Origin of the sequence: Corynebacterium breve (assembly GCF_030252165.1) — a bacterium.
Taxonomy (GTDB): Bacteria; Actinomycetota; Actinomycetes; order Mycobacteriales; family Mycobacteriaceae; genus Corynebacterium; species Corynebacterium breve.
Map to the genome: position 1 here is coordinate 2,248,855 of NZ_CP126969.1, position 26,686 is coordinate 2,275,540.

The window sequence follows — 26,686 nt, forward strand, 5'->3', positions numbered from 1 at the left end:
ACACAACACCGCAGCATGCACATTCATGGAAAGACATCTAACCCAGCATGCACCCGAACACACAACAACGCGTATCGGTATGCCTCCACCCGGATTTTTTAAAAAAACACAGCAGCAACACATCCGGTCACTTAACTGCCTTCACCAACAACTGTTGATGGAAAAAACAAACTCCTTAGAAAGGAGGTGATCCAGCCGCACCTTCCGGTACGGCTACCTTGTTACGACTTCGTCCCAATCGCCGATCCCACCTTCGACAGCTCCCTCACAAGGATAGGCCACTGGCTTCGGGTGTTACCAACTTTCATGACGTGACGGGCGGTGTGTACAAGGCCCGGGAACGTATTCACCGCAGCAATGCTGATCTGCGATTACTAGCGACTCCGACTTCATGGGGTCGAGTTGCAGACCCCAATCCGAACTGAGGCCGGCTTTGTGCGATTAGCTCCACCTCACAGTGTCGCAACGCGCTGTACCGACCATTGTAGCATGTGTGAAGCCCTGGACATAAGGGGCATGATGATTTGACGTCATCCCCACCTTCCTCCGAGTTAACCCCGGCAGTCTCTCATGAGTCCCCACCATCACGTGCTGGCAACATAAGACAAGGGTTGCGCTCGTTGCGGGACTTAACCCAACATCTCACGACACGAGCTGACGACAACCATGCACCACCTGTATACAAGCCACAAGGGAAACCATATCTCTATGGCGATCTCATATATGTCAAGCCCAGGTAAGGTTCTTCGCGTTGCATCGAATTAATCCACATGCTCCGCCGCTTGTGCGGGCCCCCGTCAATTCCTTTGAGTTTTAGCCTTGCGGCCGTACTCCCCAGGCGGGGCGCTTAATGCGTTAGCTACGGCACAAGAAACGTGGAAGTCCCTCACACCTAGCGCCCACCGTTTACAGCATGGACTACCAGGGTATCTAATCCTGTTCGCTACCCATGCTTTCGCTCCTCAGCGTCAGTCACTGCCCAGAGACCTGCCTTCGCCATCGGTGTTCCTCCTGATATCTGCGCATTTCACCGCTACACCAGGAATTCCAGTCTCCCCTACAGCACTCAAGTTATGCCCGTATCGCCTGCACTCCCGGAGTTAAGCCCCGGACTTCCACAGACGACGCGACAAACCACCTACGAGCTCTTTACGCCCAGTAATTCCGGACAACGCTCGCACCCTACGTATTACCGCGGCTGCTGGCACGTAGTTAGCCGGTGCTTCTTATCTAGGTACCGTCACTTACGCTTCGTCCCTAGCGAAAGGAGTTTACAACCCGAAGGCCGTCATCCCCCACGCGGCGTCGCTGCATCAGGCTTCCGCCCATTGTGCAATATTCCCCACTGCTGCCTCCCGTAGGAGTCTGGGCCGTATCTCAGTCCCAATGTGGCCGTACACCCTCTCAGGCCGGCTACCCGTCGACGCCTTGGTAGGCCATTACCCCACCAACAAGCTGATAGGCCGCAAGCTCATCCCGTACCGCAAAAGCTTTCCACTTACGTGAATATCCGGTATTAGACCCAGTTTCCCAAGCTTATCCCGAAGTACAGGGCAGATAACCCACGTGTTACTCACCCGTTCGCCACTCGAGTACCCTGCAAGCAGGGCCTTTCCGTTCGACTTGCATGTGTTAAGCACGCCGCCAGCGTTCATCCTGAGCCAGGATCAAACTCTCCACAAAAACATTTCAGAAGAAACATCAAGCAAAAAGCCCGAAAACCCAACCAAAACAACACTGACAAACAACAAAAAATATCATTCGCCAATTGTCCAAAAAATTACAAAACAACACTGACCCCCATCCCTTGACGAGGAACAAAACAAAGGGCCAGCAAACAATCATCAACAAACTAAAAAGTCCATCAACAAAAACAAAAATAAAATGTCTTCATTCACAAACCAGTCCGCAACAATCATGCATCTTGTACCGCTATCAAAAAACAACACGCACCCCACGAAAAAGCACGCATCACCGGCACACACCCACCACACAACCCCACAACAGGATCACGCAGCCGGCACACACAAAAGCCACACACCAATCCACAAACAAAAGTACATTGGCACACTATCGAGTTCTCACACAACATTGACACACCCACCACAATTAACCCACGGTTAACCTCACGGAAGGCAGCCCGCAACACCCCCAGCCCCACAAACACGCAGAACCAGAAACATCACAATTTTGATTGACCAGCGGTAGTTTTCCTGACCACCATCTCACCAGACCCGATACACTCGGTACATCTCGGCGGGGCGTTGTCGGTCTCGCTGACTCACATAAAGTTACACACAACCAACCAACAACACAAATCCCCAGGCCAGCAGCTGTTTCAAGGGGCCACTAGACGCCGAAGAAACTGCTCCGGGCCGTACGGGTTGGATTCGTCTTCCCCAAGAGCAACAGCGAAGTCGCAATTGTTCCAAGCACCATTCCTCCCGCGACTACGGCAGCAATCACTAGCAATTGTGCGGAGCCGTGTATGTGCCCGCTGGCAAAAATGTCGCGCACCCCACCCCAGACAAGAATCACCAGTAAGAACGTGAAGAAGTAGCCACGCTCGCCCATGCCGATCGCACATACGCCTAGGCCAACACCTACTGCCGAAACCAACCCCATCCCGAGCGCAGCACTGAATACGTCAAAGTCAGCTGGTGCGAACATCAGCCACAAAGCAACAACCACGAGGAGCGGGAGCAGGTTCGCGACCACTGCAGTCGCCACTGCTTGCCTGACCCACACCCGGCGACGCAGTCCCAGCGATTGAAATGTACGCAATGAGCCAGTCCCGCCGGCCACGTTAACGGACAGATAAATCCATAACACAAAGACTGGGAAGGTGGCGACGATTCCCTGCCACTGACCAAGGCCCCAATAGTGGCATAACGGAATGATAATTGCGTTTGATACGCCTACCAAGATCGCTGCGATCAAGGCCCCGCGCCACATCAGGCGGAATTCCAATGATCCACGTGTGCCGAACGTTGCGAGCGCTTCGTCGTAAAGCTTCTTTTCGGTGCGAGGATCAGCGGACCTGACGACAAGCACGCCCGCAATCGCCGCTGTTGTCGCTCCGAGCGCTCCGCCTAGTCCGGGTGAAAGCAGAACCAACGCAAGCGCAGTAAGCAGCACGACCGGGATGACGAGGTATGCCTGCTGCCGGAAGGCGCGGCGCGAGTTCATGCCGAAACTTCTAAACGTCTCCGAATCGCCACCTAGCAGGCCGACGGTAGAGGGGACGATAAGGATGGCTGCGATTACTGGGCCAATAGTGGGCCACAATGAGCAAAGACCCCAGGCCAACACCGGGAATCCGAGGATCCACAGCAGATTGAGCCACCACCAACGCTCGAAAAACTGCAATTTCCACAGGGCAAAACCACTAGTTAAATGGGTCATTTTAGCTTTCCTCCAAGAGAGCCTCGATAACTCGGCTCATGTCGGCGGTCTCGGTGCGAACCCCAGGTCCCAAGTTCTCAATGAGCCCACGCGGGACCAAGGCACGTTCGGTTCCATGGGACTCTTGACGCGCGAGGACACCTGGCGCCTCGGGCACGACACCCGTCGCGAGAACATAAGAATCAGAAAGTTCGTCGGCAGTGTATTGGTACTTCACCGTCCCGTCGCGACCTAGGATAATGACGGAATCCAGTACCTTGGAAGACTCATGGATGTGGTGCGTAGCTACGACAAACGTGCGGTGACTGTCACGCATCGCGAGCAAGTGCCGGTAAAACACATCACGGTTGTGGGTGTCTAACCCGACGTAGGGTTCATCGAGAAGCGTGAGCTCGGCACTGGAAGCAAGACCGACGATAATGCCGACCATGGCGCGCTGACCCCGCGACAAAGTGCCGTATCCAGTGTGAAGCGAGTCTTCTAGGGCAAAGTCCGTGATGAGCTGCTCGGCGCCCACCTCGTCCCACCCTGGGTAGCGGAGACTGGCGGCGGTCAAGATGTCGCGCATACGCCACCTGCTGGGATAGGTGACATCGACGCCGGTAAGCGCCACGCGGTCCATCACTGAAGCTCGATCGAAGGGCTTCTCGCCGAAGACCGTGAGCTCGCCGCTCGTAGGCTTGAGCTGTCCTGCGATAAGCGAGAGCAGCGTCGACTTGCCCACGCCGTTGCGCCCGACGAGGCCATGGATACCCCCTTGTGCAATGTCGAGGTCAACACCATTGAGCACCGTGCGGTTGGAAAATTTCTTGGTCAGTTGTCGTGTGTGAATCATCGGTACATTCCTCGGCTTTCGGCTACGCGGTTGATCAGGTCGTGCAATACAGTGCGGTCATACCCCAGGCGCAGGGCCTCGTCGATAAGCGGCGCGATGTAACTACCAGCGAATTCTTCGCTTCGCTTGTCGACGATCACCTGTCGGGCATTGTCGGCGACAAACATGCCGATGCCGCGGCGTTTTTCTAGGACGCCTTGATCGACAAGAAGGTTGAGGCCTTTTCGGGCGGTGGCAGGGTTAATTTCGTGAAATTTGGCGAGTTCGTTCGTGGAAGGCGCCTGTTCGCCGGCATTCAGATTGCCATCGACGATGGAGTCTTCGACGAGCGTGGCGATTTGCCGGAAGAGCGGCTCTGCTTCGTTGTCCATATCCCACCTTAGTCGGTTAGCTACTCGTGTAACTAACCATATAACAGGAGGGAACGATTTGTCCAGCACAAGCGTTGTGTCAGGTAGGACAGATTGACCTCTAGGACCCCAACCTCGACGTGAAAGATGGTTGTCAGGCAAACTAGAGGGAGTAAAGATTAGTTAGAACGAAAAGATACGGAATTTAGGAGCCATGCTTGAACGCACAATTGTCTTTGTTGACACGTCTTACCTGCTTGCGAGCTTTTACAACTCGTGGGAAACGGGAGCTCGCTCTCAATTAGAAATCGATTTGCCGGAGGTAGTAAACAACCTCGGCACAATGATCAGCCAACAACTCCATCAACCTATCCATCGGCAGTACTGGTACGACGGCATACCCGAGTCGGGGCCACATAGATACCAGCGAGCGCTACGCACTTGCGACGGCGTGCAGCTTCGTGCAGGTCAGCTCATCGAATGGGGTGAGCGACGCACTCAAAAAGGCGTAGATACGCGGTTGGTTACCGATATCGTCGTCAATGCAATGCGCGGACAGTTTTCGGACTTTGTCCTAGTTTCCGGCGATGCCGACATGATTCCTGGTGTCGAAGAGGCGACGAACAACGGGGTTCGCGTCCATCTTTACGGTTTTGGTTGGGATTCGATGTCGTCCGCGCTGCGCCACGCCTGCGACACCACGACAATTCTGGACCCTCGCGAGGACTTTGCCGACGCCATGCAGCTGCAGATTCTTGAGGGGCCGCTGCCACCGACGATTCGCGAGCGCCCAATCGACGACGCCGAGCCGATCGACGAGGATCCGGGGATGACTGCGGTTCCACAACCGTTGGGATCGACTCATGCACCGTTTATGCCGCCGGCCGAGCAACCCAGTGCTGAGCAACCCGGTGCCGAGCAGTCAGGATCGAAAGAACGAGCAGCGGAGCAGCCTCCAGCCGACGAACCAACTACAACGGTTGAGGCACCCGCGGCGGAGGAACGACCTAAACCGGAAGCGTCCGCGGCGCCTTCTACGCCCTCGGACTGCTTGCCCGCCACGCCGACTCACGCGGAAGCTGACATTGAATCCGCTGCTGATGACATCGTGGAAGCCCCCCGCACGCCGGCCGAAATGCCGTCGAGGTCCAGTGCCCCTAAGCCTTCAGCACCAAAGCCGTCGATGATGGCTCCGCGTCGAAAGCTGCGCTCGCGCTATGTTCCACTACCGGAGGAAGTCTGGACTTCATCGAATTTCCAAACACCATTCGACGTCGGTCAACAGTACGCAACCTGGTGGTATGACAACGCCGCGTCGGCCGAACAGCGCGATAAGGCGCACATGTTGTCCGGAGGTGGGCTGCCTCCTGAGATCGACCGCCCGCTACTGCAGTTTGCCTGTGAAACCATGCACGAGTACACGCTCAGCGAAAGTCAACGAGTGAATCTGCGTGACGGCTTCCACTCCGGGATCCGGGCCGTGCTGATCAACGTTCGTCGCGGGTTCTAGAAAAGCAAAAACACCGAGCACCTTTAAGCAGGTACTCGGTGTTTTTCATTGGCCTATTTGCCGTCAGCAGCGTCAGCTGCGTCTGCAGTGTCTGCCTCATCCACCACTGCGTCGACCTCTTCGAGGTCTGCATCTGAGTCCTGGTCCGCGGATTCACCGGCGGTCAGTTCACCGGTGCCGCGCATGGAAGCGCGGATCTCGTCGAGCTTCGCGGAAGCCTTCATGTCGGTGCCCGCGGTGGTGATCTCAGCCATCCGGTCACTCACGGTGTTTCCAAGGAGTTCCTGCTGGCCAAGAGCATCAGCGTAGCGGCGCTCGATCTTGTCGCGGATACCATCGAGGGTTGGAACAGAGTCGTCGGTTTGGAACTGACCGATGGTATCCATCGCCTCGGTGGTCTTTTGCTGCATCGAGGCCTGGTCGGCCTGAGACAGCAATTTGTCCACCTCGGCGAGCTGGCCCTTGAGGCGAGCTTCGGATTCCTGCTGCTGGCGCTGCGCCTGATCTGCTGCCTCTGCCGCCTGCTGGTACATGGACTTGGTGTTCTCAAGTTCCTGCTCGATAGCTACAAGCTGGGAAGAGAAGACCTCAGCAGTGTTGTTGAATTGCGCAGCCTTGGCGGTATCGCCCGCGGCAGCTGCTTCGTCCGCAGCCTGGATGGCAGTACGAGCCTTGTTTTGGTGGTCTTCCTGCGACTTTTGCAAGCGGTCCATCTGCATCTCGAGCTGCTTCTTGTTGCCGATCACGTTCGCCGCCTGACGGGTGATCTGCTGGTGCTGCTCTTTCGCTGCATTAACGGCCTGCTGAATCTGGACCTTTGGGTCGGCGTTCTCATCGATCTTTTGATCGAAAGAGGCCATGAGGTACTTCCAACCCTTGCCGAAAGGATTTGCCATAGTTAGTTCAGTCCTGCTTTCCGTTACGAAGATCCGCTTAATGAAAGTTTCACGATCAGTTTACTTATGCACAGAGTTTCATGCCGTAGTCTCCAACCGGTCGGACTGTCAACTAGCCACAGAAACAGAAAACTCACCCCGATCAGGGGGTGAGTTTCGGCGTAAACTGTTTTACTGCTGGTCGTTCTGTTCCGCGATCTGGCGACGAACGTCGTCCATATCAAGCGCCTTGACCTGCTCGACAAGGCTGCTAAAAGCTGCCGGCGGGAGCGCGCCGGCTTCACGGTAAACCATGATCCCGTCGCGGAAAGCCATCAACGTCGGGATGGCCTGGATCTGCAACGCTGCAGCCAGCTGCTGCTGCTCCTCGGTGTTCAGCTTCGCAAAGGTGACGTCCTCGTGCTCCTCGGACACCTTTTCAAAGGTTGACGCGAACTGCTTGCACGGACCACACCATTCAGCCCATGCGTCGACGATGACAATGCCGTCGGCAGTGACGGTCTGCTCAAAAGTATCTTCCGTTACATCGATCGTTGCCATTTTGCTTCCTAACTTTTGTAATGTTTGTAGAATAAACCGTTTATGGTTTTATCCCCTCGTGGTGCACAACCCTACAGGGGAGAATCTTATTCCCGCATTGATATTTGTTTTTCAGGAGTGACCGAAATGACCAAGAATTACCGTGTAGCAAACATCACCAACGAGGATGATGCCCAAAAACTGGTCAATGAGATCAACGAGGTTCCTGGCACCCAGGGCGTCGAGGTAGATGCCACTACTGGTCGCGTCAGGGTCACCGGCGAAGGCTTCAGCGACGCACTGATCGAAGATGCTGTGGAGTCTGCAGGTTTTTCGCTTCTGGACGACTAGGCCCCTTGACCTGATACCCCTAGGGGGTATAGCCTGGGGGTAGATCACCCAACGAAAGGAACCCCCATGGCAGTCAAGAACTACACCGTTGAAGGCATGACCTGCGGCCACTGCGAAGCAAGCGTCAAGGAAGAAATTGGCGAAATCGCTGGCGTTACCGAAGTCACCGCTGACCACAGCACCGGCGCTGTCACCGTTACAGGCGAAAACTTTACCGACGAGCAAGTTGCCGAAGCTGTCTCTGAAGCCGGCTACACGGTGAAGTAGACCAGAAAACCCTGGCCCACTCGGCCAGGGTTTTTTCAACAAACCAATATACCCCCCACCCGTATATTCCTTCTTGGAACAGGATGAACAACATTGACCACACAACGCTCCCATATTGACCTCGGCGTCACCGGGATGACCTGCACCTCGTGCTCAAACCGCGTCCAGCGGAAGCTGAACAAGGTAGAAGGCGTGGAAGCAACGGTCAACTACTCAACGGAAACCGCCTCGGTGTCCTACGATCCGACTACAACCGACGAAAAGGCCCTGATCGACGTAGTGAAAGGCGCAGGCTACGACGCATTTGCCCTGTCTTCTGGTGAAGATGAAGGGGCGGGGGAATCGTCGACAAGCGACAAGGGCGCGCACGAGCTTATCGACGAAGCCCGCGAACGCGACACCGCCATGCTGAAATCCAAGCTGATCTGGTCGGCGATTCTGTCGGTGCCGATCATGCTGATTTCGATGATCCCGGCGCTGCAGTTCACATACTGGCAGTGGGCGGTTTTTGCGGCAACAACGCTGGTGTACGTCAATGGTGGCGCGCCGTTTCACCGCGCAACGTTTGCCAACCTGCGCCACGGAGCGACAACGATGGATACGCTCATCACACTGGGTACGTCGGCGGCGTATTGGTGGAGCGTGTGGGCTCTATTCTTAGGCAACGCGGGCATGACGGGCATGAAGATGCAAATGAGTCTGCTTCCATCGGGTGCAGGAATGGACGAGATCTACTTCGAGACCACCGCGGTGGTCATCACATTCCTGCTGCTCGGTCGTTGGTTTGAGACGAAGGCCAAGGGGCAATCATCGGAAGCACTGCGCAATCTGTTGAACATGGGGGCCAAAGACGCCGCCGTGATTCGCAACGGCAAGGAAGTCCGCGTGCCAATCTCGCAGCTCCAAGTTGGTGACCAATTTATCGTTCGTCCTGGAGAAAAGATCGCCACGGATGGGCGCGTGATCAACGGCGCATCGGCTGTGGACGAGTCGATGCTAACCGGGGAGTCGATCCCCGTTGAGGTAAGCGAAGGCTCCCACGTCACGGGCGCAACGCTAAACACTTCGGGACGCCTTATTGTCGAGGCGACGCGCGTGGGCTCTGATACCACGCTGGCGCAAATGGCCACCCTGGTCGCAGACGCCCAGGCAGGTCAGGCACCGGTGGAGCGGCTCGTGGACAGGATTTCGTCGGTTTTCGTCCCAACGGTGATTGTCATTTCGATAATCACTTTGTTGGTGCACCTGTGGATTGGCCATGGCGCAGCGCATGCGTTTACCGCGGCCGTCGCAGTTCTCATCATCGCGTGCCCTTGCGCACTGGGGCTTGCGACCCCGACCGCGATTCTTGTCGGCACTGGACGGGGCGCACAGATGGGCCTACTGATTAAGGGCCCCGAAGTGCTGGAATCGACTCGCCAGGCAGACACCATCGTGATGGATAAAACCGGCACCGTTACAACGGGAACAATGAGCGTAGCAGGTGTTGTTGCAGCTCCCGGCGTCCCCGAGGAGGACGTACTACGCTTCGGCGCTGCTGTCGAAGCAGGCTCGGAGCACCCCATTGCGCAGGCAATTGTGCAACACGCCGAGCGCTTGACGACGATCCCCTCTGTCGACGATTTCCGTAACGAGATCGGCCGAGGCGTGTCGGGCATGGTTGACGGCCAACGTATCACCGTGGGCCGCCCAACAGAGGAGCTTGGCGAGTTGCAGGAGGCATTCGTCGCGGCTCAGGAATCGGGAGCGACGCCGGTGGTGGTGTCGTCGGAAAGCGAAGTGCTCGGCGTGATCACCGTGCGCGATACCGTAAAGGAAACATCGCGCGAGGCGGTGGCACAGTTTGAAAATCTGGGGCTGACGCCTTATCTGCTCACCGGAGATAATCGGGGCGCGGCGCAGGCTGTGGCGGCGGAGGTGGGAATCTCCCCCGACCACGTGATTGCCGGGGTCATGCCGGAAGACAAGGTGTCTGTTGTCGCATCCCTACAAGGAGAGGGTAAGCACGTGGCGATGGTTGGCGATGGTGTTAATGACGCTGCCGCTTTAGCCACTGCAGACTTGGGCCTCGCGATGGGTGCGGGTACCGATGTGGCGATTGAGGCGTCGGATATCACCTTGATGAACAACGACTTGCGCTCGGCGGGCGATGCGATTCGCCTGTCAAGAAAGACCTTGTCCACGATCAAAGGAAATCTGTTCTGGGCATTCGCCTACAACGTCGTCCTCATCCCTGTTGCGGCCATCGGTTGGTTGAACCCGATGCTGGCTGGAATTGCGATGGCGTTCTCGTCCGTATTTGTTGTGACCAATTCCCTGAGGTTGAGAAACTTCCGTCAGTAATCGACTCTGGGGCGAAAACTATGTACCTAAGGAAACAGGTCAGTATTACCGGCTTATAATCCTTGAGCATGACCGCAAAGCAACAGAGCCAAGAGCTCTCCCGCACCGACCGCCTCGACCGGCTGCCGGTAACAAAGATGCATAGGAAACTCCTCGTCGGCTCCGGCATCGGTTGGGCACTCGACGCGATGGACGTCGGCCTGGTGTCGTTTGTCATCGCCGCTCTTGCCGTCCATTGGGAGCTCGATAAGACCACGACAAGCTGGATCGCCTCGGTGGGCTTCGTTGGCATGGCCATTGGCGCCTCACTCGGTGGCCTGCTGGCTGACAAGATTGGTCGTCGTCACGTATTCGCCTTGACGCTCCTGATCTACGGCATCGCAACGGGCGCGTCGGCGCTCGCAGGCTCGGTCGCAGTGTTGATGCTCTTCCGCTTCTTCACCGGCCTTGGCCTAGGAGCAGAACTCCCCGTTGCCTCGACCTTGGTGAGCGAGTTCGCTCCGCGCAAGGTGCGTGGGCGCATGGTCGTTTGGCTGGAATCTTTCTGGGCAGTGGGATGGATCCTCGCCGCGGTGATCGGCACGTTTGTCGTGGCCGAGGGCGATAATGGCTGGCGCTGGGGCCTCGCATTGGGAGCTGTACCAGCGTTCTACGCGATCTACGTCCGGATGCACATGCCGGAGTCAGTCCGTTTCTTGGAGGCGAAGGGGCGCCACGACGAAGCCGAAGCCATCGTTCAGGACTTCGAGGAAGGCGTGGATCCCGCGGATTACGACCAGTCCGAAGCGCTCGAGGAGGAAAACCTACCGGATGGTGGCATCTGGTCGGCTGCGATGTGGAAGCGCACCCTGGCATTCTGGATCGTCTGGTTCGGTGTATCCCTGTCTTACTACGGCGCGTTCACGTGGATCCCGTCGCTGCTTGTCGACCAGGGTTTTACGCTTGTGCGCTCATTTACTTTCACGCTGATCATCACGCTGGCTCAGCTGCCGGGATACGCCATCGCGGCATGGCTTATCGAGGTATGGGGGCGTCGCATCACGCTCGCGACCTTCCTCGTCGGTTCCGCTGCATCAGCGGCCCTGTACGGCATGGCCGGTGCCGAGTGGCAGATCATCGCAGCCGGTTGCCTGCTCTCGTTTTTCAACCTCGGCGCATGGGGCGCGCTGTACGCGATCGGCCCCGAGCTCTATCCTGTCGAAATCCGCGCGACCGGAACTGGTGCCGCTGCCGCGTTCGGACGCGTGGGCTCGATCATCGCGCCACTGGTTGTCCCACCACTTCTGGTGTTCGGCGGCCAAACCGCAGTGTTCACGGTATTTGCAAGTGCGTTTGCAATCGCGGCACTCGCTGCATTTACCTTGCCGGAACAACGCGGAAAGGTGCTGGATTAAAGACGCTTATCGACGACTACCTGGGCAGGTGGTCGTCGATAAGCTCGAGGTGTGCGGTATTAGGCGAACAGGTTCTTAAACTTGGTGAAAAATCCCTGGCTTTGAGTTGCCTCTTCCAGTTCATCGATCGAACGCGGCATGTTCAGCAGCATCGTCGAGGTGTTGGTGTGGGCAACGGTGATGGAGTCATCGAGACGTGCCATGGTGGTTGCACATGCCGGGGATGCGTCGTTAAGCGAGCGAATAGTCACGGTGATTCTCCCTTCTTTCTGTTCCCAATAATAGGGTCGAGAAGCGCGGGTGGCACCGTTGGTAAGGCAAACCTAACTCTCGATTTAGATACATAGGTAGCAGCGACCTGGGAAAACTTAAGATTCCGGATTGTCGCCGGTCACTGAAGGGGGTGGATAAGTGATCTGGGTCACTACCCCCGGGCCATGTTGACAAAGCGTGAGTAATGCAGCTGGTGCGCCACCGGGACGGTGCCGATTGGGCCACCACGGTGCTTCGCGATGATGATGTCGGCCTCGCCAGCGCGCTCGTCGTCAGGGTCTTGCGAATCGGGGCGGTAGAGCAGGAACACCATGTCGGCGTCCTGCTCCAGCGAGCCCGACTCACGAAGGTCTGCCAGCTGAGGCTTCTTGTCGTTGCGCGACTCAGGACCACGGTTCAGCTGCGAAATGGCGATCACCGGCACCTCGAGCTCCTTGGCCAATAGCTTCATTTGACGCGAGAACTCCGAAACCTCCTGCTGTCGAGACTCGACCTTCTTGCCCGAGCTCATCAGCTGCAGATAGTCGAGCACGACCAAGTCCAGGCCGTGCTGCTGCTTCAGGCGACGCGCTTTCGAGCGGATCTCCATCATGGTGAGGTTCGGTGAATCATCAATAAAGATCGGTGCGTCCTGGATTTCACCCAACCGTGTGGTGAGCTTTTCCCACTCCGCCTCTTCCATCGTGCCTGCACGCATCGACGAGAGCTTAATCTCCGTCTCCGCGCTAAGAAGGCGCATCACGATCTCGGTGCCACCCATCTCCAGCGAGAAGATGACCGACGATTTGCCGTGGTGGATCGAAGCCGAGCGCATGAAGTCCAGCGCGAGTGTTGACTTACCCACACCGGGGCGAGCCGCGATAATAATCATCTGGCCAGGGCGGAGGCCATTCGTTAGCTTGTCAAGGTCGACGAAGCCTGTTGGCACGCCGTTCTCATCACCGCCGTTTTGAATCTTGGTCAACTCAGTGACTGTTGGCTGCAAAAGGTCGGAAAGCTTTGAATAATCCTCGGTCTGACGCGACTGCGCCACCGCGAACACTTCCTGCTGTGCACGGTCGACGACATTCTCCACCTCCATCCCCTCGGTGCCGTCATAGCCCATCTGCACCACTCGTGTGCCTGCGTTGACCAATTGCCGCAGGACCGATTTTTCGGCCACAATCTTTGCGTAGTAATGGGCATTCGCCGGGGTTGGGACGTCATGCATCAACGTGTGCAGGAAAGGAGCACCACCTACGCGCTCCAATTGATTAAGGCCATCGAGGCGACCCGCCACGATCACGGCGTCACCTTCGATCCCTTGCGAGTACAAGTCCAGCACAGCTTGATAGATCATCTGGTGCGCAGGGAAGTAAAAGTCCTCGGCGTCTAGCTCTTCAATGACATCCAGAACAGTCTGCGGGCTCATCAGGAGCGAACCGAGAACGCCCATTTCAGCCTGGCGGTCATGGGGAGGCTGCCGATACTCCAGCATTTCCTTATCTTGACGATTGAAGTTGTCCTTCTTGCGGTAACTTTCACGGCGTCCGTAATCGTTCTCCTGCGACTCTGGCGGTTCCGGTGGCAGAACAAAACCATCATCAAAACTTGCAGCATTCTCCGTCGAAGACATCGTGTAGCCCCTTTCTCCTCGGCTCATCATACTCATGTTCTGATCCCGAAAGTCCATTCACAAGCGCTGTTCACAGTGGCCCAACGGGTCTGAAAATAGGTTAAGAAATCCTCTTTTCCACAGATGCCTGTGGATAACTTCCATGGATGCCGGTCGCGCAATCGTACTGTCGCCCCGCACTTGTGGATAACTTGTGGATAACCCCGTCCCCGAGCTTACTATCTTTCCACTTCCCGCAGGTAGAAGGATTATCTTAGTTGTGAAAGGTTCCAAGGAAACGGTGAATAACCTTGAGACCAGTGCGTATGTTAGGAACATAAGAACCGTTTTTCTAACTCCTATTTTGCGGATAAATCGGTTAACTCAAGGTGAACACAAGGTTTTTATCCACAAGAACGAGCATCTTCTGCACATACGCTTCTATCCTGGGATTATGTTCCTCACCCGCGCACGCATTGACCAGCCCCAGAACCTGCCGGCCTACGTACGCAAACTGCCTGTCGTGCAAACAATCATCAAGCGGCCTCTAGAGTTTACGGAGCCGATCACGATCTTCACCGGCGAGAACGGGACTGGGAAATCCACCGTTGTCGAGGCACTCGCTGCAGCAATGGGAGCAAACTCCGAAGGCGGGAGCAAACATGCACGCTTTTCGACGACCCCGGAATCCCACTCACCCCTCTCCCAACATGTGGTCTGCACTCGGCGAGAGAACCCGCGGGATGTCTTCTTTGTGCGCGGCGAATCCTTTCTTAATCTCGCCAATTTTTACGCCTCCATGATCGACCCACTGAATGACTTGCCTACGCTAAGCCACGGCCAATCCCTAATGCGCGTCTTCCGTTATCGCCTTGGTTCCCAGGGACTCTTTTTCCTCGACGAGCCCGAGGATGGTTTGTCAGTTTTTCGGCAACTAGAGCTCCTTGGAATCCTGTACCACCTGGCCAAAGGCGGTTCACAAATCATCATGGCTACTCACTCTCCTGTCCTACTCGGAATCCCCGGAGCACACATCTTGTCCGTGGAGAATGGACTTCAAGCCACAGCGTTCAACTTATGCGAGGCAGTGATTGCACACCGCGAACTTATCGACGACCCTCACGGAACTATTCGCTACCTCCTCGGAGATGATCAATGAGAGCTATTACGCAGTATCGACTTCGCACTCGACCCCTGGCGTCTCACAAGATCCCTAGCTGGGTTCACGATGTCCCGGCCGTTCAAGTCCTCAAAAGAATCGGCACCTTCGAATTCAACTCACCGATCACGATCTTCACCGGCGACGCCGGTGTCGGCAAATCAACCCTTCTAGAGGGAATCGCCCGAAGCTACGGGTTCAATCTCATCGGCGGTCCCCTCGGCTTCGATCGCGCTGGCCCGTTCGATCCTCTATATGGACTGGCAACCGTAACTTTGGGACTTCACGCAAAAGAGGGATATTTCCTAAGAGGCGAGTCCCACTTCGCCATGGCCACTCGGTACGGAAATAGCGCACCCAACGCCACTAACCTGCACCATATGTCGCATGGAGAATCGGTGATGCACATCGCGCAAACATTCCACGCAAACGGGCTCTACCTGCTCGACGAACCTGAATCGGGACTCTCTGCGATACGCCAAATGGCCTTACTTGCGCTTCTCGCGGATATCACCCGCGACGGCGCGCAGGTCATCATGGTGACACATTCACCGATTCTGTTGGCACTCCCCAATGCACACATCATCGAGCTTGACGACGACGCTACCTTCTCCACACCAACACTGGAGACTACTACCGCGTATCGGGCACTTCGCGATTTCCTCGCCGATCCGGAAACTATTGCCCAGTTTATGGTCGACGTCACCGACCCAGGTAGAACCTAACTTTTGTTACCTTCTGCAAAACCGTCTGGTTTTCCAGACGGTTTTGCGCAACGTAGAAAAAGAGTAGGGTTCCACACACCTCACATGTGTGGAACCCTACTCTTAAGCTGTTGTCGTTGGACCTATCGGCCGGTTGGGCGCGACGGGTCGTCGATAAGCAAAGTGTTGTTACTTGCCTTCGACCGCGAAGTTCACCTTTGCCTCCACCTCTGGGTGGAGCTGGACCTTGACCTGGTAGTTACCGGTCTTCTTGACCAAGCCCTTAGGCAGGTCGATGATGCGCTTGTCCAATGCAGGACCGTTAGCTGCAACGATCGCGTCTGCGATATCAGCTGCCTTCACGGAGCCGAACAGCTTGCCTTCATCGGAGGTAGCAACCTTGACGGCCACACCAGTCAGCTGATCAAGCTGGGTGCGCAGTTCCTTTGCATGGTCGAGGTCGCGCACTGCACGAGCCTCCTGGGCACGCTGAATGCCCTGAATCTGCTTCTCAGCACCACGGGTGGCAACGATTGCCAGGCCGCGTGGAAGCAGGTAGTTACGTCCGTAGCCGTCCTTGACTTCGACAATTTCGCCGGGAGCGCCAAGGTTATCAACGGCAGCGGTGAGGATCAGCTTCATGATCCCTAACCTTTCTGTTGAATTCTTCGTTGAACTTAAATGTCGTTTTAGAACGGAGGCTCGTCGTCTGCCCCGCCGAATCCTCCGGCGGGTGGAGCGGAGTTCCACGGATCATTCTGTGGCTGCTGGTTCTGCTGGTTGCCGCCCTGAGGCTGGCCGCCGCCGAAGCCGCCGGCGTTGGACTGCTGTCCGCCACCAAAGCCACCGGTGTTACCTTGTTGCGCGCCGCCACCAAAGCCGCCTTGCGACTGCTGCTGGCCACCGCCCTGGTTTCCGCCGCCCCAGTTGCCGCCAGAGCCACCCTCACGTGGGTTGCGGTTAACTGATGCTGATGCGTAACGCAGGGAAGGGCCTACCTCGTCGACTTCGACTTCGAAAACGGTGCGGTTTTCACCCTCGCGGGTTTGGTACGAACGCTGCTTCAAGCGACCGTTGACGATAACGCGCATGCCCTTTGTCAGGGATTCCGCGACGTTCTCGGCTGCTTGACGCCAAATGTTGCAGGTAAGGAACAGAGCTTCGCCATCTTCCCACTGGTTGCTCTCTCGGTTGAAAGTGCGTGGGGTGGATGCGATACGGAAATTTGCCACTGCTGCACCCGACGGGGTGAAGCGGAGTTCAGGGTCAGCAACGAGGTTGCCGACGACGGTGATTGGAGTATCTCCTTGTGCCATGTTCTTTCGCCTTTCTTACATTCTTGCGTTCAAGATATCTGTGGGACCCAGAGCCTTCTACTGGCTGTTCTACCAGTATCCGTTCTTACTTGTCGGTTCGCAGAACCTTGGTTCGCAGGACGGTCTCGCTCAGGTTAAGAACACGGTCGAGCTCTGCAACGGTGTCAGCCTCGCACACGAGGTTAACTACTGCGTAGATGCCTTCGTCCTTCTTGTTGATCGGGTAGGCAAGACGGCGCTTACCCCACACATCAACCTTTTCTACCGTTCCCTTGTCCTTGCGGACGTTCTCTAGATACTTATCCAGGGACGGGGCAACGGTGCGCTCATCCTGTAGCGGGTCAAGGATGATCATTACTTCGTAGTGACGCACGGACCTCATCACCTCCTATGGTCTTGTTATTGGTTTCGGCCATCACCGTCTGTGGTGATAGCAGGAGGGTTCGTTGCGTCAAGCAACCACCCCAGAGTACCCCATGAGCTGAGCAGGAGAAAATCGCCCCAAGCTGGTTGCCTGGAGCGATTTCGCGCTTGTCGACGACGCATTCGTCGTAAAGCAATCTTTCTTTAGCGATCGACCTCATGGACGACACCATCTGGGCGGATGTCCACGTCGATGTCGTTGAACTCGATCTCCCAGTAACCGCTGTCGTCCCACTCGACTTCAGCGTTCGGATCCTGGTTCTTGGCCGCCTGAACGACCTGGGTGACCTCGTCCTCTGTTACGCCTTCGTTTTGAAGCTCCTGCTTGGCGTAATCGGTGTAGCCGGAGACCTCACCAGGGACGCCTTCGGCTGGCTCGGCGCCTGCGAACTGCTGCAGCTCCTGCTCGGCCTTGTCTTCCATCTGGTCGTCGTTTTTGTCGTCGTTTTGGTTGTCGTCGTTCTGCGCGGTTGCATCGTCGACGGCGGAACTCGCGGCGTCGCCTGCTTCCTGCGCTTCAGAGGCGACAACGCTGGTTGCGGTTTCCACTGCGGATCCGGCGTTCTCGGCGGTTTGAGATGCGTCGTCGCCGCACGCGACGAGGCCCGTCGCGGTAAGGATCGTTGCTGCGGAGAGTGCTAATAAACGCTTCATGAGTTGTTGGTCCTTTCGGTGGATAACTGGTTTCTTCACTATCCACGTTAGGTGGGGCCAAACATCACATCAAGAACAATTAATGAACTTTCATCAATTGGTTATCTAATGAGAGCCTTCCGGAACCGCAAAAAATACCGCCAAGGTCACCGGAATAACCGTCATGAAGAGGAACGCCACCACGCCGAGTGCCACCGACACCTGCCACGGCGCCTTTTTCATCACGGTGTAGAAGGTCGTGGCAAAGAGGACGAAGGAGATGAGGATGGAGATGATCCCGAGAACGGTTGTTGCGGTGAGCATGATGAGTCCTTTTTCCCCCACACATCTGGGGTGGTCAGTAGAGGGTCGTGGCCGTAGTGTGCATCAGCCACCTTGTCTGGGATGCGTCCCAGGATCTGCATGACGACGAGCACGACCAGCGCGATGATAAAGCCATCCCGAACAAGGATGATGAGATTGAGCAGTTCCCCTGGAGCACCCTTGTTGTCGGTGCCCATCATGTGCCACATCAGGATTGGCCACACCATCATGTCAACTGTCATCCATGCGAAAAGCAGGCGCCAGCGAGGCAGCGCGAGCGCTGCTGGGATGACCAACCACAACGAGTACTGCGGGCTCCATACCTTGTTGAACAGCAGAAAGGCGGCGACGATCAGAAAGAGCAATTCTGCTACTCGCGGAGTGTCCTTTGCTTGTAAGCCGAGCAGGAAAATCGCCAGGCACGAACCTGCAAACAGCAAGAATGACACACTATTGAGGATGACCGGTGGGGTTGCTCCGCCGTCGAACCCTGCCCAATCCGTGGCGCGGGCAATCACCGCGTAGATCGTGGTCCACTCCCAGCTGCGTTCGGAGTTTAGTCGGGTGAATTCGCGCCATGCATCAGGGTAGGTCAGCATAATGGGCACATTGACAACCAACCAGGTCACTACCGCGCTGATGAGCATCTTGACAAAAGGCATGAACTTTCGGCGGCGGATCGCAACAATGAGGTACGCGCCAAGGACGAATAGTGGCCAAAGTTTCACCGCGGTTCCGGCACCGATCAATACACCTGCCAGCCAGTAGCGCTTGTTGCGGGCAGCGAGGAGCGCGCCGGTGAGCAACATGATGGACGGAATGTCCCAGTTGGTAAACGCGTGGACGATCAGAAGTGGCGATGCGGCTACCAAGACGGTATCCCAGATTCGGTTGCCCGCTAGTTCCGCCACCATGCGGATGGTACACACCCACATGATCGCCAAGACCAGTGCTGTCAGATAGAAGTACCAGCCCGCTGCGGGGAGGAAATCGTCGACAAGCGCATAGGTATTTCTGGTAATCCAGCCCATTGCACCTTGGAAAAGCCCGGCAAGCACGGGGTACTCCATGTAGCGGGTGAGGTCGCCCTCCGTCCAGGAGTAGGCATAGACAAAGCCGGGCTCATTAAGTCCGCGCCCCTCGTAGAGCGGGGTGATGTCGTTGTAGCAGAAAGAGGTGTACTGGCGGTTTCCTGCCCAGTTCAGAGCCATGCCATTCTCGGTTTTGATGCCGCCCGCGCAGTTCGCCTTGCTCAAGACGCCGAACGACACGAAGACCCACGCGATTGCGATGAGCGCACGAAGTGGAGTCCACACCCGAGAACGACCCACTTCGGCGAATCTGCCTAAGGGGCCACCGAGAAACTCCACTACACCCTGCGCCATCGGTTCGGTGCGCGCAGGTTGAACACGGTTAGCTGGGTGTGGCCAGATCACCTTATTGGAGGACACTACAGCCCGCCTCCGTTAGGAATCAGCAAGTCAAGATCTGGGATCTGAATGTCTGGAACTTCCGGGACCTCAGGAACGGGCTCTGGTGCCGGAGCTGGTTCTTCTGCTGGCGGTTCCTCGGTCGGAGCTGGTTCTTCTGCTGGCGGTTCCTCGGCCGGTGGCTCTTCGGCCGGCGGTTCTACAGGAGCAGGTGCTGCAGAGGACGATTGTCGCGCCGGCGCAGTTGGTGCTGGGGCATACGTCGTCGCTGGTGGAACGTATCCCCCACCGAACGACATGGAACTTGCGCCCCAGGTAACTGGTGGAGCATCCGGGAAGCTCATGAATTCCTGCCCCTCCAGGGAACGGTCCAAGACACTCTTCCAAATCTTCGTCGGAGCGCCGGAGCCGTACATATTTCCACCCCACTCGTTAAAGATGGCGGTGGTGTTGTCAGCAGTACCCACCCAGACAGCGACCGCCAGCTGCGGGGTCGAGCCCACCATCCATGTGTCCTTGTTCAAGCCGGTATCACCTAGCTGCGCCGTACCGGTCTTCGCCGCAGAGTAGCGACCACCCGCGAGGGCACCGTTGGAGTACGCCGCGATCGGCTCCATAGCGTTGATCGTCGCGTCGGCAACCTGCGAGTTCACGCGACGCTCGGAGTAGCCAGGATCGAACTGGTACAGCACTTCTCCGTCAACGGTTTCTACCTTTTCGACGAAGTGCGTCGGATGCCACACGCCGTGGTTGGTCAGGGTTGCCACTGCAGTAGCCATGTCAATCGCACGTGATTGGTACTGGCCTAAGACGATGCCTTCATAAGGCTGCTCGCCATTTTCTGTCAGGGTCTCCGGGATACCCGGCAACTCGCGGGCGATACCCAGCGCGTGCGCCATATCGGCGGTGTCTTGAGTACCGTTTGTCAGGTCGTCCTGCAAACGGATGAATGAGGTATTGAAGGATCTCTTCAACGCCTCCGAGATCGGTTGGCTTCCACCACCGGTGTTGTTGTGGTTAGTCACTTCGATATCGCCAGGCAAAGTCACTGGGTCGGAAGAGTAATACGTATCCAACGGGATGCCTTGCTGCAAGGCCGCGGCAAGGCCGAAGATCTTGAACGTCGAACCAGTTTGCAGCGCTGCATCGGCGTAGTCCCAGCCGCTCGCATCGTCGCCGCCGTAGTAACCACGTACTGCACCGGTGCCCGGTTCAATCGCGACCACCGCCGCTCGTGCATCCTCCTGTAGCGGTGAAAGGTTGTCATGGGACGCTTCGATCGCCGCCTGCTGCACGGTGTTGTCAATCGTGGTCGTAATCTGCAGACCACGGTTGGTCACGTCTTCTTCGGTAATCCCGATCAGCTCAAGCTCCCGGATCACCTGATTCTTGATCATGCCGTTCGGGCCACTTGCTTCGGTGTAGGCGGAGTACTCGGCCGGGTCGCGCGTCTCTGGAAACGCCATCCCGGCGCGCTGCCCCTCTTCAAGGACCTTCATGTCGACCATGCCATCGAGCACGTAGTTCCAACGGGTCTCAGCGCCTTCGCGGTCACTCCACGGATCAAGCTGGCTAGGGAGCTGAATCAAGGCTGCCAGCAGCGCTCCTTCTTCAACGCTCAGCTCATTGGCTGGCTTGTTGTAGTAAGCGTGCGATGCTGCCTCAATGCCGTACGCGTTGCGCCCGAAGTAGACGGTGTTCAGGTATGCCTGAAGAATCTCTTCCTTGGACCACTCGTTGGTCATCTTGACGGAGTACACAAGCTCGCGTGCCTTACGCACGTAGGAGTGTTCGTTACCCACCAACGCGTTCTTGACGTACTGCTGCGTAATCGTCGATCCGCCACCAGCCGAGGAATTGCCCGTGAGCTGGCCAATAACCGCGCGGGTAAAGCCGGTGAAGGAAAAGCCCTGGTTGGTCCAGAACTCGCGGTCTTCTGCTGCCAAGACTGCGTCCTGCACGTGCGTCGGGATCGCATCAAGGGTTACTTGACGACGATTGCCCTCGGGAGGAACCAGACGCGCCAATTCGGTTGCGGAGTCGGATGCGTAGATCGTCGATACCTGCGCGGTCTGCAGCTCGCCTGGTTCAGGCACGTCAACCTTGACGTAGGCATAGCCAAACGCGCCGAGCGGGATCGCAATCATGAGCAGCACAATGACGGCCAGTGTCGCCCAAAGGGCTCGGAATCCCTTGCGCTTGCCTTTCGGCTTGGTGCTCGCGTTCTTCGAAGAGTGCGAGGTGCCTTGTTCGTTATCTGTCTCAGCCACGTAGTAGTTCCTAGCTGTACCTGGGGAATTTTTGCATGTTAATTAATCTCCGCAGAAATGAATCTGTCTCTCTGCAGAGTACTGTCTTCATACCTTAGTAGGGAATCGGTTTGACTAATACTTTTCTTCTGTATTATTGCCCGGACCGGGATGCCACTGCGCGACGGATTCTTCCAGCAAATGGTTCCAGCGGCAATGCGGGCAGACTTCGACGCGATGCACGGTGATCGGCCCCGCCTCCGCTGCGATAGTTTCGATTTCTTCTGCACTGCGGGCGGTGCCTGAACGACGACCAAGTTGCTCGCCATAAATCCATCGCACGTTATTCATCGTCTTCTCACACACAGGGCACGGCCGACGGGATGGTTCACCGTGATATTCCGACGCGGTGACTAGAAGGAAGTCAGCATCGCAGATGTCAGCGCGTTTGATTCTGCCCGCGGCAAAGTTGCGCAAGAGATTCCTTCGCTCCCACTCGTGGGATACATGCTGACCGTAGAATAACATGGCTTTCCATCCTACTTGATCGATTAACCAGACGGTTTCCCCACTTCTGACGGGCTTTTTCTGTTCAGAATCCCTAGGCTCGCACCTGTTCATTTCTTTAGCTGAAGGGATTTCCCAAGTGAGCAAAATTCGTGTCGCCATTGCTGGCGTCGGAAACTGTGCAACCTCGCTGATCCAGGGTGTCGAGTTCTACCGCAATACCCCGGCGGACGAGAAGGTCCCCGGCCTGATGCACGTTCAATTCGGTGACTACCATGTCAACGACATTGAGTTCGTCGCGGCATTTGATGTCGATGCCGCTAAGGTCGGCGTCGATCTCGCAGAGGCCACCGAGGCCAGCGAGAACAACACCATCAAGATCGCAGACATCCCTACCACGGGCGTTACCGTCCAGCGTGGCCCAACCCTGGACGGCTTGGGTTACCACTACCTGCAGACCATCGAGGAATCTCCGGCGGCGCCTGTCGACGTTGTCCAGGTTCTCAAGGACGAGAAGGTCGACGTTTTGGTCTCCTACCTCCCGGTAGGTTCTGAGGAGGCTGACAAGTTCTACGCCCAAGCAGCCATCGACGCGCAGTGCGCGTTTGTCAACGCTTTGCCAGTCTTCATCGCTTCCGACCCAGAATGGGCACAGAAGTTTAAGGACGCCGGAGTCCCTATCGTCGGCGACGATATCAAGAGCCAGGTTGGCGCGACCATCACCCACCGCGTCATGGCAAAGCTCTTCGAAGACCGTGGCGTGCGCCTGGATCGCACCATGCAGCTCAACGTCGGCGGCAACATGGACTTTATGAACATGCTGGATCGCGATCGCCTTGAGTCCAAGAAGATCTCCAAGACCCAGGCTGTCACCTCCAACCTCCACGATTCCCCGCTGGCGGGCAAGAAGGAGGACCGCAACGTACACATCGGCCCATCCGACTACGTTGCCTGGTTGGATGACCGCAAATGGGCATACGTCCGCCTCGAGGGCACCGCGTTCGGCGAGGTTCCGCTGAACCTCGAGTACAAGCTTGAGGTGTGGGACGCACCGAACTCCGCAGGCATCATCATTGATGCGCTGCGTGCCGCCAAGATCGCACTGGACAACGGCGATGCGGGCCCGATCCTGCCGGCTTCGGCATACCTGATGAAGTCCCCGCCAGTTCAGATGGGCGACGAGGAGGCTCGCGCCGAGCTGGAAGCTTACATCAATTCCTCGCAAGGCTAAGTTTCGCCTAGCGAAGTATGTCTACAATGGGTGTCATGGCAACCCCTGAGAACACCATTGACCCCATGGATATCGCGCGACGGATCCGTCCGTCGATGACCAAGCTCTACGTGACTTATTTCCGCATTGCGGACCAGTCGGACCTGACTGGTCCGCAATTGTCGATCATGGCCAGACTGCATCAGAACGGCCCGTCACGTATTAGCCAGGTTGCCCAGGAAGAGGGCATCCGCATGCCCACAGCTTCAAACGCCCTCCACCAGTTGGAGCAGCGCGATTTGGTCCGTCGAATCCGCGAGGAGACGGATCGTCGCGGCGTACGCGTTGAACTGACCGCCCTGGGAGAAAAGGAACTAAAGCGCGTCGGCGAAGAGCGCACCCGCTTTCTCGCCGAGATGATCGCCACGCTTGACGACGAAAACCTGCGCAAGGCCGACGAACTCGCCGACGTGATAAACACGCTGGCAGAGACCTATAACACAGCACAGATTTCAAATAAGTCGGAGTAAGCAGTGATAATAGAGAGTGCATACTGTACTTCTCTAGTTCGCAGAGCTTATGACACTTGACCCAAGCGCTTTACCTCAGGAGCAGAACGAGCGATTCGCCCTGCCTTTTCGCGTCCCCCTTCGCGTCCTCGTCGCCTGGAACCCCCTAGACACGAATTCGGGCGACAACGAGGCGCTCGAGTTTGCGGCGTGGCTGGGGCGCAGCCTGCCCATCAGCGTCCGTGTGGTGTCCACGCTGCTTCGCCCGTGGCCAGCGTCGATCGGTGTCTTGGGCAAGAAATACAAGAAGTGGCATAAAAAGGAGTCCCAGGCCTGCGCCTCCGCTGTAGAAAATGCTCTTAAGCAGGTGGAACTGCCACGCAAGTACTGGGCCAAGGAATTCTCGACGCTTGCCGACGGACAAAACGAAGCCACAATGCTCAGCGACGAAGCAGAGCGTTTCGACGCCGACATCATCTTGGTCGGATCAAACGCCGCCGCTTCGAAAGGACGCTTCCTCGCAGGATCGGCCGCCGACGCGCTGATGCACTCCTCCCCCACCACGTTGGGGCTTGCACCACGCAAAGTAAAGCTCTCTAAAAAGGGCATCAACCGCGTCAACTTCGCTTTCGTCGACGAACGCTGCAACGAGAGCTCCCCCGGCCTCATGTTCGCCTCCGAATTGGCAACCTACCTGGAAGTTCCCCTACGCATCATCGCATTTTCTCCGACCGGAATCGGCGAGGTCACCCTGAGCAAGGGTGGAGATATCGCAACAGAGCTTATCGACGATTGGCATGAGCAAGCATTGGGCATGCTCGACCTCGCCCGGGACCGCGTGATCGCAGCGCATGAATCCCTCGAAGTGATCACCGAGGTGGGTGCCGGAAAGGGCTGGGCCAACGCCGTCGACGCGCTGAAATGGAAGAAAGGCGACCTGATCTGCATGTCGTCGCAACCGCTGGGCACTTTGGAACGCGTCTTCGTCGGATCTAGCGCCAACGAGTTCTTGCGCCATGTGCCCGTCCCCGTGATGATCTCGCCGGCGACAACGCCCTAAGGTGGAGGCATGACTCACCCAGAGAATGATCTTTCCTCGGAGTACGACTATTCCAATCGTGTTCGACCGGAGCCTGCCAGCTTTGATGAGTTAGCTGACCAGCCAGATCCGCTGGAGGTAGCGCAGCGCAACCAAGCTTCGACGCGCCAGGCGATCAAGTATATGGTGTGGTCGATCGTCGTCACGCTGGTTTTTGCAGGCGTGCTGGCGTTGGTTTTCCGCCTAGTAGGTGGCGACTTATGCACCGCCGGCGAGGCAACCTGGCTGTGCAGCGGTTCCCAGCGGATGTGGTGGGCCGTGCTCACTTCGATCCCACCCGTGGCGGCGCTGCTCGGCTGTGCGGTGATCATGGTGCGCAAGCTGAACCGCTACGAGCGCTGGATGCCATGGATGGGCGTTTTCTGGCTGCCCCTTTTGCCCTTCACCATGATGTGGCTGATCACTACTGTCGGGATGATCGCCACGGATCTGGCCAATTAGCTGGTTGATTCCGCCATCTTGTCTGAGCAGTCCTTGCAGTAAGGGTTGGATTCCCAGCACTCGTCACATGACAGGTATTGCTGGCGGTGGTGTGGCTCGTTGCTGCAGTTACGGAACTGGTTCGTCGGCGCATCGCAGTGGACGCAATGGCCCAGCTGAATGTAGTTCGGGTCATCTGGATCGCCGAACTGGGTGTGCATGCGACCGTCGAAGATGAATAGCGAGCCCTCCCACAAACCCTTGTTGCCGAATTTCTCGCCGTAACGGACAATGCCGCCGTCGATTTGGTAGACGTCCTCAAATCCACGGTTCTTCATCAGCGCGGAGAGAATCTCGCAACGGATGCCGCCGGTGCAGTACGAGATGACTTTCTTGTCCTTCATCCAGTCGTATTTGCCGGATTCCAGCTCGGCGATGAAGTCGTGGGAGGTCTCAACATCGGGGACCACGGCATTTTTGAACTTACCGATCTCTGCCTCACGCGCATTGCGGCCATCGAAAAACACGACCTCGTCGCCGTACTTTTCGACGAGCTCGTTGACTTCCTCGGGCTTTAGGTGCTGGCCTCCGCCCATCACGCCGTGTTCGTCAACTTTGAGCTCGCCGGCGGCATTGAAGGCAACGATTTCGTCGCGCACCTTGACCGAGAGCTTGGGAAAGTCCTCGCGACCGCCCTCGGACCACTTGTACTCCATACCCCGGAAATACTCTTTGGTCTTTTTGGCGTACTTCTTGCAATCTTCCATATCGCCACCAACGGTTCCGTTGATGCCGTGCTCAGAGATCAAGATGCGACCGTAGAGGTTGAGCGACTCGCACAGATCACGCTGCCACAGTCGTACCGCCTCAGGATCAGGGATCGGGCGGAACTGGTAGTAGAGAAGAATCTTGGATTGCGACATACTCGCAATCTTAGTACCTAGCAGGACTCTTCCCTACTATCAC

Annotated in this window: 26 protein-coding genes and 1 rRNA gene; 11 read left to right on the forward strand and 16 right to left on the reverse strand. The window is 56.9% G+C overall.

Annotation, left to right across the window (positions count from 1 at the left end; translation table 11 throughout):
- Positions 1-179 precede the first annotated feature (179 nt).
- The 4 genes from QP027_RS10850 to QP027_RS10865 form a co-directional block, all read right to left on the reverse strand.
- A 16S ribosomal RNA gene (locus QP027_RS10850) occupies positions 180-1,683 on the reverse strand.
- Positions 1,684-2,349: 666 nt separating this feature from the next.
- Positions 2,350-3,405, reverse strand: coding sequence for a hypothetical protein (locus QP027_RS10855; protein ID WP_284824760.1), 1,056 nt, complete (start codon positions 3,403-3,405; stop codon positions 2,350-2,352).
- 1 nt (position 3,406) lies between these two features.
- Complete coding sequence (locus QP027_RS10860; RefSeq protein WP_284824762.1) at positions 3,407-4,240, reverse strand: ATP-binding cassette domain-containing protein; 834 nt, start codon at positions 4,238-4,240, stop codon at positions 3,407-3,409.
- Complete coding sequence (locus QP027_RS10865) at positions 4,237-4,611, reverse strand: GntR family transcriptional regulator (RefSeq protein ID WP_284824763.1); 375 nt, start codon at positions 4,609-4,611, stop codon at positions 4,237-4,239. The genes QP027_RS10860 and QP027_RS10865 overlap by 4 nt, the downstream gene beginning before the upstream one ends.
- Before the next feature lie 193 nt (positions 4,612-4,804).
- Between QP027_RS10865 and QP027_RS10870 the strand changes: the two genes are divergently transcribed.
- Entirely contained in the window at positions 4,805-6,100 is a 1,296-nt protein-coding gene (locus tag QP027_RS10870; RefSeq protein WP_284824765.1) for an NYN domain-containing protein, read from the forward strand.
- Positions 6,101-6,153: 53 nt separating this feature from the next.
- On the opposite strand, the gene QP027_RS10875 is transcribed toward QP027_RS10870, so the two are convergent.
- Together QP027_RS10875 and trxA are read right to left on the reverse strand one after the other, a co-directional pair.
- Complete coding sequence (locus QP027_RS10875; protein WP_284824766.1) at positions 6,154-6,996, reverse strand: PspA/IM30 family protein; 843 nt, start codon at positions 6,994-6,996, stop codon at positions 6,154-6,156.
- Between the two features lie 171 nt (positions 6,997-7,167).
- A complete protein-coding gene (trxA, locus tag QP027_RS10880) occupies positions 7,168-7,569 on the reverse strand; it encodes a thioredoxin (RefSeq protein ID WP_349293193.1) in 402 nt (133 codons plus the stop codon).
- Positions 7,570-7,662: 93 nt separating this feature from the next.
- On the opposite strand from trxA, the gene QP027_RS10885 reads away from it, so the two are divergent.
- The 4 genes from QP027_RS10885 to QP027_RS10900 all read left to right on the forward strand — a co-directional run bounded on the left by QP027_RS10885 (position 7,663) and on the right by QP027_RS10900 (position 11,870).
- On the forward strand, positions 7,663-7,866 hold the full coding sequence (locus tag QP027_RS10885) for a heavy-metal-associated domain-containing protein (RefSeq protein ID WP_284824770.1): 204 nt from the start codon (positions 7,663-7,665) through the stop codon (positions 7,864-7,866).
- A 66-nt stretch (positions 7,867-7,932) separates the two neighbouring features.
- The gene (locus tag QP027_RS10890) at positions 7,933-8,133 is read left to right on the forward strand and encodes a heavy-metal-associated domain-containing protein (protein WP_284824772.1); all 201 of its coding nucleotides are present in this window, start codon (positions 7,933-7,935) and stop codon (positions 8,131-8,133) included.
- 135 nt (positions 8,134-8,268) lie between these two features.
- Complete coding sequence (locus QP027_RS10895; protein ID WP_284827031.1) at positions 8,269-10,476, forward strand: heavy metal translocating P-type ATPase; 2,208 nt, start codon at positions 8,269-8,271, stop codon at positions 10,474-10,476.
- Positions 10,477-10,544: 68 nt separating this feature from the next.
- A complete protein-coding gene (locus tag QP027_RS10900; protein ID WP_284824774.1) occupies positions 10,545-11,870 on the forward strand; it encodes an MFS transporter in 1,326 nt (441 codons plus the stop codon).
- A 59-nt stretch (positions 11,871-11,929) separates the two neighbouring features.
- Here the strand turns inward: QP027_RS10900 and QP027_RS10905 are convergent, their stop codons facing one another.
- Both QP027_RS10905 and dnaB read right to left on the reverse strand, forming a co-directional pair.
- Positions 11,930-12,121, reverse strand: a complete 192-nt coding sequence (locus QP027_RS10905) for a hypothetical protein (protein WP_284824776.1) — start codon at positions 12,119-12,121, stop codon at positions 11,930-11,932.
- A gap of 173 nt (positions 12,122-12,294) precedes the next feature.
- Complete coding sequence (dnaB, locus tag QP027_RS10910; protein ID WP_284824778.1) at positions 12,295-13,758, reverse strand: replicative DNA helicase; 1,464 nt, start codon at positions 13,756-13,758, stop codon at positions 12,295-12,297.
- Between the two features lie 433 nt (positions 13,759-14,191).
- Here dnaB and QP027_RS10915 point away from each other — a divergent pair, with 433 nt between their 5' ends.
- Both QP027_RS10915 and QP027_RS10920 read left to right on the forward strand, forming a co-directional pair.
- Complete coding sequence (locus QP027_RS10915; protein ID WP_284824780.1) at positions 14,192-14,896, forward strand: AAA family ATPase; 705 nt, start codon at positions 14,192-14,194, stop codon at positions 14,894-14,896.
- Entirely contained in the window at positions 14,893-15,621 is a 729-nt protein-coding gene (locus tag QP027_RS10920) for an AAA family ATPase (RefSeq protein WP_284824782.1), read from the forward strand. Before QP027_RS10915 ends, QP027_RS10920 begins: the two co-directional genes overlap by 4 nt.
- A 168-nt stretch (positions 15,622-15,789) precedes the next feature.
- On the opposite strand, the gene rplI is transcribed toward QP027_RS10920, so the two are convergent.
- From rplI to QP027_RS10955, 7 genes are all read right to left on the reverse strand, one after another.
- Positions 15,790-16,242: a 50S ribosomal protein L9 gene (gene rplI, locus QP027_RS10925; RefSeq protein ID WP_284824783.1), complete on the reverse strand. Its 453-nt coding sequence runs from the start codon at positions 16,240-16,242 to the stop codon at positions 15,790-15,792.
- 47 nt (positions 16,243-16,289) lie between these two features.
- Positions 16,290-16,916: a single-stranded DNA-binding protein gene (locus tag QP027_RS10930; RefSeq protein WP_284824784.1), complete on the reverse strand. Its 627-nt coding sequence runs from the start codon at positions 16,914-16,916 to the stop codon at positions 16,290-16,292.
- An 85-nt stretch (positions 16,917-17,001) separates the two neighbouring features.
- Positions 17,002-17,298, reverse strand: coding sequence for a 30S ribosomal protein S6 (gene rpsF / locus QP027_RS10935; RefSeq protein WP_284824786.1), 297 nt, complete (start codon positions 17,296-17,298; stop codon positions 17,002-17,004).
- A 185-nt stretch (positions 17,299-17,483) separates the two neighbouring features.
- Positions 17,484-17,993: a hypothetical protein gene (locus QP027_RS10940; RefSeq protein WP_284824788.1), complete on the reverse strand. Its 510-nt coding sequence runs from the start codon at positions 17,991-17,993 to the stop codon at positions 17,484-17,486.
- Between the two features lie 221 nt (positions 17,994-18,214).
- Entirely contained in the window at positions 18,215-19,681 is a 1,467-nt protein-coding gene (locus tag QP027_RS10945) for a glycosyltransferase family 87 protein (RefSeq protein WP_284827033.1), read from the reverse strand.
- A gap of 65 nt (positions 19,682-19,746) precedes the next feature.
- The gene (locus QP027_RS10950) at positions 19,747-21,996 is read right to left on the reverse strand and encodes a transglycosylase domain-containing protein (RefSeq protein WP_432418593.1); all 2,250 of its coding nucleotides are present in this window, start codon (positions 21,994-21,996) and stop codon (positions 19,747-19,749) included.
- Between the two features lie 114 nt (positions 21,997-22,110).
- Entirely contained in the window at positions 22,111-22,503 is a 393-nt protein-coding gene (locus QP027_RS10955) for a DUF5318 family protein (protein ID WP_284824790.1), read from the reverse strand.
- Between the two features lie 118 nt (positions 22,504-22,621).
- Here QP027_RS10955 and QP027_RS10960 point away from each other — a divergent pair, with 118 nt between their 5' ends.
- From QP027_RS10960 to QP027_RS10975, 4 genes are read left to right on the forward strand one after another with little or no spacing between them, the layout of a single operon-like run.
- Entirely contained in the window at positions 22,622-23,713 is a 1,092-nt protein-coding gene (locus QP027_RS10960; protein WP_284824792.1) for an inositol-3-phosphate synthase, read from the forward strand.
- Between the two features lie 35 nt (positions 23,714-23,748).
- On the forward strand, positions 23,749-24,222 hold the full coding sequence (locus QP027_RS10965) for a MarR family winged helix-turn-helix transcriptional regulator (protein ID WP_284824793.1): 474 nt from the start codon (positions 23,749-23,751) through the stop codon (positions 24,220-24,222).
- Positions 24,223-24,271: 49 nt separating this feature from the next.
- Positions 24,272-25,261: a universal stress protein gene (locus QP027_RS10970; RefSeq protein WP_284824795.1), complete on the forward strand. Its 990-nt coding sequence runs from the start codon at positions 24,272-24,274 to the stop codon at positions 25,259-25,261.
- Positions 25,262-25,270: 9 nt separating this feature from the next.
- Positions 25,271-25,741: a hypothetical protein gene (locus QP027_RS10975; protein WP_284824797.1), complete on the forward strand. Its 471-nt coding sequence runs from the start codon at positions 25,271-25,273 to the stop codon at positions 25,739-25,741.
- Here the strand turns inward: QP027_RS10975 and trhO are convergent.
- On the reverse strand, positions 25,738-26,643 hold the full coding sequence (trhO, locus tag QP027_RS10980) for an oxygen-dependent tRNA uridine(34) hydroxylase TrhO (RefSeq protein ID WP_284824798.1): 906 nt from the start codon (positions 26,641-26,643) through the stop codon (positions 25,738-25,740). The genes QP027_RS10975 and trhO overlap by 4 nt on opposite strands.
- Positions 26,644-26,686: the final 43 nt, after the last annotated feature.

Bases quoted from the DNA above. Each gene is read 5' to 3' on its own strand.
- QP027_RS10855 (WP_284824760.1), bottom strand. From the start codon at position 3,405: ATGACCCATTTAACTAGTGGTTTTGCCCTGTGGAAATTGCAGTTTTTC.
- QP027_RS10860 (WP_284824762.1), bottom strand. From the start codon at position 4,240: ATGATTCACACACGACAACTGACCAAGAAATTTTCCAACCGCACGGTG.
- QP027_RS10865 (WP_284824763.1), bottom strand. From the start codon at position 4,611: ATGGACAACGAAGCAGAGCCGCTCTTCCGGCAAATCGCCACGCTCGTC.
- QP027_RS10870 (WP_284824765.1), top strand. From the start codon at position 4,805: ATGCTTGAACGCACAATTGTCTTTGTTGACACGTCTTACCTGCTTGCG.
- QP027_RS10875 (WP_284824766.1), bottom strand. From the start codon at position 6,996: ATGGCAAATCCTTTCGGCAAGGGTTGGAAGTACCTCATGGCCTCTTTC.
- QP027_RS10885 (WP_284824770.1), top strand. From the start codon at position 7,663: ATGACCAAGAATTACCGTGTAGCAAACATCACCAACGAGGATGATGCC.
- QP027_RS10890 (WP_284824772.1), top strand. From the start codon at position 7,933: ATGGCAGTCAAGAACTACACCGTTGAAGGCATGACCTGCGGCCACTGC.
- QP027_RS10895 (WP_284827031.1), top strand. From the start codon at position 8,269: ATGACCTGCACCTCGTGCTCAAACCGCGTCCAGCGGAAGCTGAACAAG.
- QP027_RS10900 (WP_284824774.1), top strand. From the start codon at position 10,545: ATGACCGCAAAGCAACAGAGCCAAGAGCTCTCCCGCACCGACCGCCTC.
- dnaB (WP_284824778.1), bottom strand. From the start codon at position 13,758: ATGTCTTCGACGGAGAATGCTGCAAGTTTTGATGATGGTTTTGTTCTG.
- QP027_RS10915 (WP_284824780.1), top strand. From the start codon at position 14,192: ATGTTCCTCACCCGCGCACGCATTGACCAGCCCCAGAACCTGCCGGCC.
- QP027_RS10920 (WP_284824782.1), top strand. From the start codon at position 14,893: ATGAGAGCTATTACGCAGTATCGACTTCGCACTCGACCCCTGGCGTCT.
- rplI (WP_284824783.1), bottom strand. From the start codon at position 16,242: ATGAAGCTGATCCTCACCGCTGCCGTTGATAACCTTGGCGCTCCCGGC.
- QP027_RS10930 (WP_284824784.1), bottom strand. From the start codon at position 16,916: ATGGCACAAGGAGATACTCCAATCACCGTCGTCGGCAACCTCGTTGCT.
- rpsF (WP_284824786.1), bottom strand. From the start codon at position 17,298: ATGAGGTCCGTGCGTCACTACGAAGTAATGATCATCCTTGACCCGCTA.
- QP027_RS10940 (WP_284824788.1), bottom strand. From the start codon at position 17,993: ATGAAGCGTTTATTAGCACTCTCCGCAGCAACGATCCTTACCGCGACG.
- QP027_RS10945 (WP_284827033.1), bottom strand. From the start codon at position 19,681: ATGGCGCAGGGTGTAGTGGAGTTTCTCGGTGGCCCCTTAGGCAGATTC.
- QP027_RS10955 (WP_284824790.1), bottom strand. From the start codon at position 22,503: ATGTTATTCTACGGTCAGCATGTATCCCACGAGTGGGAGCGAAGGAAT.
- QP027_RS10965 (WP_284824793.1), top strand. From the start codon at position 23,749: ATGGCAACCCCTGAGAACACCATTGACCCCATGGATATCGCGCGACGG.
- QP027_RS10970 (WP_284824795.1), top strand. From the start codon at position 24,272: ATGACACTTGACCCAAGCGCTTTACCTCAGGAGCAGAACGAGCGATTC.
- QP027_RS10975 (WP_284824797.1), top strand. From the start codon at position 25,271: ATGACTCACCCAGAGAATGATCTTTCCTCGGAGTACGACTATTCCAAT.
- trhO (WP_284824798.1), bottom strand. From the start codon at position 26,643: ATGTCGCAATCCAAGATTCTTCTCTACTACCAGTTCCGCCCGATCCCT.